The 4,414-nt window shown below is 43.2% G+C and carries 7 protein-coding genes; all 7 read left to right on the plus strand.

Features of this window, described 5'->3' with window-relative positions:
* A partial coding sequence (locus ACH0QE_RS01105; protein WP_415798904.1) for an ABC transporter ATP-binding protein occupies positions 1–1,084 on the plus strand: 1,084 nt, incomplete at its 5' end.
* Positions 1,085–1,151: 67 nt separating this feature from the next.
* A complete protein-coding gene (locus tag ACH0QE_RS01110) occupies positions 1,152–1,370 on the plus strand; it encodes a hypothetical protein (protein ID WP_415798905.1) in 219 nt (72 codons plus the stop codon).
* Positions 1,371–1,607: 237 nt separating this feature from the next.
* Positions 1,608–1,991 (plus strand): GntR family transcriptional regulator, encoded by a 384-nt coding sequence (locus ACH0QE_RS01115; protein ID WP_415798906.1) that lies wholly within the window; start codon positions 1,608–1,610, stop codon positions 1,989–1,991.
* Positions 1,991–2,362: an ATP-binding cassette domain-containing protein gene (locus tag ACH0QE_RS01120; protein WP_415798907.1), complete on the plus strand. Its 372-nt coding sequence runs from the start codon at positions 1,991–1,993 to the stop codon at positions 2,360–2,362. Before ACH0QE_RS01115 ends, ACH0QE_RS01120 begins: the two co-directional genes overlap by 1 nt.
* Positions 2,363–2,386: 24 nt before the next feature.
* Positions 2,387–2,893 (plus strand): hypothetical protein, encoded by a 507-nt coding sequence (locus ACH0QE_RS01125; RefSeq protein ID WP_415798908.1) that lies wholly within the window; start codon positions 2,387–2,389, stop codon positions 2,891–2,893.
* A complete protein-coding gene (locus tag ACH0QE_RS01130) occupies positions 2,868–3,620 on the plus strand; it encodes a hypothetical protein (protein ID WP_415798909.1) in 753 nt (250 codons plus the stop codon). The genes ACH0QE_RS01125 and ACH0QE_RS01130 overlap by 26 nt, the downstream gene beginning before the upstream one ends.
* A complete protein-coding gene (locus ACH0QE_RS01135) occupies positions 3,617–4,306 on the plus strand; it encodes a hypothetical protein (protein ID WP_415798910.1) in 690 nt (229 codons plus the stop codon). Before ACH0QE_RS01130 ends, ACH0QE_RS01135 begins: the two co-directional genes overlap by 4 nt.
* Positions 4,307–4,414: the final 108 nt, after the last annotated feature.

A 4,414-nucleotide genomic window follows, 5' to 3' on the forward strand; every position in this document is an offset into this window, starting at 1 on the left:
TTTTGAGATTGAGAGATTCACGAAGAATAACCGCAAGTTCCGTCTTGCAAAGTTGACTGCCTATAAGGTGATGTCATTCAGTTCATCTGGCATTTATATGCTGACCAGGCTGATTGTTCTTGTAGTCCTTGTGTATGGGGCGTGGCTAAGTTTTAGCGGAACTTTGAGTTATGGAGAATTGGTCGGGTTCGTCCTGTATGTGAATGTACTTTTCAAGCCGATTGATAAAATCAGTGCAATACTAGAGTTGTATCCTAAAGGGATGGCAGGTTTTAAACGGTTTACCGAGCTGATGGACCAGAGTCCTGATGTTGTGGACCGGGAAGATGCGATTGAGATCGCTAGTTTGAAAGGTGATATCGAATTCAGAGATGTTACGTTCAGCTATGATGAAAATAAACCTGTCTTGGAAGGAATCGATTTGAAAATTCTTCATGGGGAAACGGTCGCGTTCGTCGGACCATCTGGTGCAGGGAAAACGACGATTTGTTCATTGATTCCTCGCTTTTACGATGTGAACGGCGGCAGTATCACGATCGATGGTATCGATATCCGGGAGATGACGAAGAAATCCCTGCGCTCGCAAATCGGGATTGTCCAGCAGGATGTGTTTCTTTTCACCGGGACCTTGCGTGAAAATATTGCGTACGGTTCACTTGCGGCAACGCATGAAGATATCGTCAGAGCCGCTAAACAAGCGCATCTGGAAGATTTCATCGCTGCCCTGACTGATGGCTATGAAACACAGACTGGAGAACGAGGCCTGAAGCTGTCGGGCGGACAGAAACAGCGAATTGCGATTGCGCGTATGTTCCTGAAGAATCCGCCAATCCTGATTCTTGATGAAGCGACCTCCGCCCTTGATACTGAGACGGAAAGAATCATCCAAAAAGCACTCGGGGAATTATCCAAGAACCGTACAACACTAGTTATCGCACACAGGCTGGCAACAATCAGAAGCGCCGACAGGATTGTCGTCGTGACTGAGGATGGAATTGCCGAAGAAGGCAGCCATGATGAGCTGATTGAACAGGGAGGCATCTTCGCCAACCTACATAAAGTCCAGTTTGAAACTTCTGTTTAGTGTTGGTTTATTTTTCCTGTTTTTGCTATGATATAAGTAAATCATGATAGATTTGGAGTGAAGTTCCATGACAGGAACGATTACAATCATAATGGTGTTTTCGATCCCTTTAGTCGCAATCGTCACAAGCCATTATCAAAGAGTAGCCAAAATCAAACACAACATGATTAAAGACGAAATCGAGCTCGAAAGACTAAAACATGAAAACTACCTGCTAGAAACGGAAAAGATGAAGCTAGAACTTATGAAGATCGAAAGCCCTCTGGACAAAACTAAAGTTTTATAGAATTTGCCCTCTCGCGGATGCGAGGGGGTTTTTATATGGTGAATACTTGTCACTTACGCTAAATTCGCTCAAACCACATCTCCTCCCGCTAGAATCCTATTTCATTCAATTATCTACTTTAAAAATCTCTTCTTTTTTTCTAAAAAGTGGTAAATATTCCTTGTTATCTTGCATATTATGATGTATAGTACATTACAACAGTAATGCACTATGTAACCTGTTAGAGGAGGTGCGGGATTGATCCTTAATTCAGATAGTATGAAACCGATTTACGTCCAAATCGCTGAGTGGCTGGAAACGGAGATTCTCAGCGGAAGTATCAAGGCGGATGAGAAGGTTTATTCACAATATCAGCTTGCGGAAATGCTGAATATCAATCCGGCGACAGCGGCAAAAGGGTTGAATATTTTGGCGGATGAAAACATTGTTTATAAAAAGCGCGGACTTGGGATGTTTGTATCGGGTGATGCAAAGAAGATTATCATGGCGAAACGGAGGAACCAGACATTGAAGTCATTGGTGGCTGAATTGGTGCGGGAAGCGGAGCATCTCCAGGTGACGGAAGAGGAACTGATCGAGATGATCCAGGAAGCCAAACGGGATATGAAGGGGGAATCATAATGAGTGTACTGGAGTTCGAAAATGTAACAAAGACATATGGAAAGAAAAAAGCTTTGGATAACCTTTCGTTTTCCCTCGGTGAAAACAAGATCACCGGTCTGATTGGCAGGAATGGGGCAGGGAAGACGACGATGCTAAAAATTGCCGCAGGTTTCATGCGCGAGAGTTCAGGTGAGATCAGAGTGTTTGGAGAGAATCCATTCAATAATCTAACGGTGTCTGCCAACATGATCATGATAGATAATGACATGAATTTGCCAGCGGCATTGGATCTTGAGGAACTGCTGGATTCAGCAGCCGATTTTTATCATAACTGGGATATGAAACTTGCGCGTAATCTGTTTGATTATTTCGGACTGGATCCAAAGTAGAATCATGACGGATTATCCAAAGGGATGAAGAATACATTCAACGCGATTATAGGGCTCGCGGCCCGATGTCCGCTGACTATTTTTGATGAACCAACAAACGGAATGGATGCTGGGGTAAGGAAGGATTTTTACCGGGCGCTCTTGAAAGACTATATCGCCAATCCCCGTACGATCATTATCTCAAGCCATCACTTGAACGAGGTAGAGGATATACTCGAAGACATATTGCTTCTGAAGGACGGAAAGCAATTTTTGCATATGCCGATTGAAGAACTGCGCGAATATGCTGTGGTTGTCAGCGGGAAAGAAGAAGAGATTAAGAACTGGCTCCGAGGCCATGAGGTGTTTCATAAAAGTACTACCGAATTCGGAAGGTTATATGCGGTAATCCGTAATGATTTATCCGATGACCAGATTGCTTCAGCGATGAAAAACAGCCTGGAATTCTCGACGATTTCGAACGAGGACCTCTGTCTGTACTTGACGAGCCAGGAGAAAGGCGGGATTGATGATGTATTTAACAAAGGTTAGCCTTTGGGATGTTGTGAAAAAGCAGTTTCGTTTTAAAATGAAATCTTACCGTGGGATGTTCACGTCGCTGATGATGCTGCAGATTATCGGGATTCTTTTTTCGCTTGGCGGAGAAGGAGGTGGTGGCGGAGGATCGGAAACTTTCAGCTATGATATGAACTATTATTCTGGCAATATCATCCTCGCTTTTATGATGATATGGGCTTTTATCTCAGCAATCGTCGTCACCACCCAGGCTTATCGTTTTGATGATTACTCGTTTGTGGCCAACAGGCTGAGCAGTCATTTATCGAATATGCTGTTCCTTGGATGGGCAAGTGTCATCGGCGGAGTTTCGTTTGTGCTCGCAAGCCAATCGTTGAAGCTGGCGATTCTATTCCAGAAGGACCGGGAATTCATCGAAAGCCAGCCAATAACAATGCTGCAAATGGCAGAAGGGCTTGCTGCTACGATTCTTTATCTGTTCCTGTTCACAGCGCTGGGCTATCTGGTTGGGATGCTGGTCCAAAGGAGTAAGGCTTTTATCATCGTCCTTCCTGCGCTACTATTCGGGAGTTTGTTTTTAAATGTGTTCCTGGCAAGCGAGTCTACCCTTGTCATTGATATCGGGCAAATATTTGTCAGAGAAACGTCCTTTCTGCTGTTTATGTTAAAAGTGCTTCTTACATCCGCGCTTGCCTATGGAATATCAGTTTGGATCTCTAACAGCCTGGAGGTGAGGAAATGAGTATTATCTTTCTATTATTCTTTATTATCTTGCTGATGGTCAGTTTCGGGAGTTTTTCAAATAGATTCTTCGGTGCTAGGTTCATGAGCGGAAGCGGCATCACAAAGGTTTTTGCGGGATACCTCATTATCCTGCTGGTGGCGGGAATTCTATCATTCATGGTGCCTGTTGAAGATACATTAGAAGCTGAGTACCTGACTGATAAAGAAATTGAAGAAAACGATAGATTGAATAACGATATTTATTCTGTAGTTGAATCTGGAAGGATTGAAGAAGCGGAAGGACTTACCCAAAAAAAATCATGGGATTTTCCGCTCAAAGATAAGCATCTGGACATAAAGTTTATGGGACAGAATGTAATGATCTTCGTCGAAAAGGTTGAATCTCTTGACGGAAAAGTAGATGTGACCCATTACTCCACTTATTCCTATATGGACAATATTGATATAACCGACCGCTTTAAATCACCAGAGATAGAACTAAGTGAATCTACTCTGAAAATCTATCCGCCAGACCATGTGAATATTAAGCTTGTTAAGTACAAGAATGCATTTCCGTTTACCCAGTTCACCGAAGACGGAGAGCAATTCGACGGCGGATATGGAATGATGCAAGGAATGGAATTCATCTATGTTACTGTCCCGGCTGATACCGAGGTCACCGGAGACGGATATGTGATCAACTAATTCAGGAGTCCCTATTATTAGGGGCTCTTTTTCGTATCTGGTTCCCATACGGTATAATGATAGTAAGAGTATTTTTAAATGAGGAATGCAAAATGGCTATACTTAAAA

This window comes from Mesobacillus sp. (genome assembly GCF_047739415.1).
In the GTDB taxonomy this organism is placed as follows: domain Bacteria; phylum Bacillota; class Bacilli; order Bacillales; family Cytobacillaceae; genus Mesobacillus.

Bases quoted from the DNA above. Each gene is read 5' to 3' on its own strand.
- ACH0QE_RS01110 (WP_415798905.1), top strand. From the start codon at position 1,152: ATGACAGGAACGATTACAATCATAATGGTGTTTTCGATCCCTTTAGTC.
- ACH0QE_RS01120 (WP_415798907.1), top strand. From the start codon at position 1,991: ATGAGTGTACTGGAGTTCGAAAATGTAACAAAGACATATGGAAAGAAA.
- ACH0QE_RS01125 (WP_415798908.1), top strand. From the start codon at position 2,387: ATGAAGAATACATTCAACGCGATTATAGGGCTCGCGGCCCGATGTCCG.
- ACH0QE_RS01135 (WP_415798910.1), top strand. From the start codon at position 3,617: ATGAGTATTATCTTTCTATTATTCTTTATTATCTTGCTGATGGTCAGT.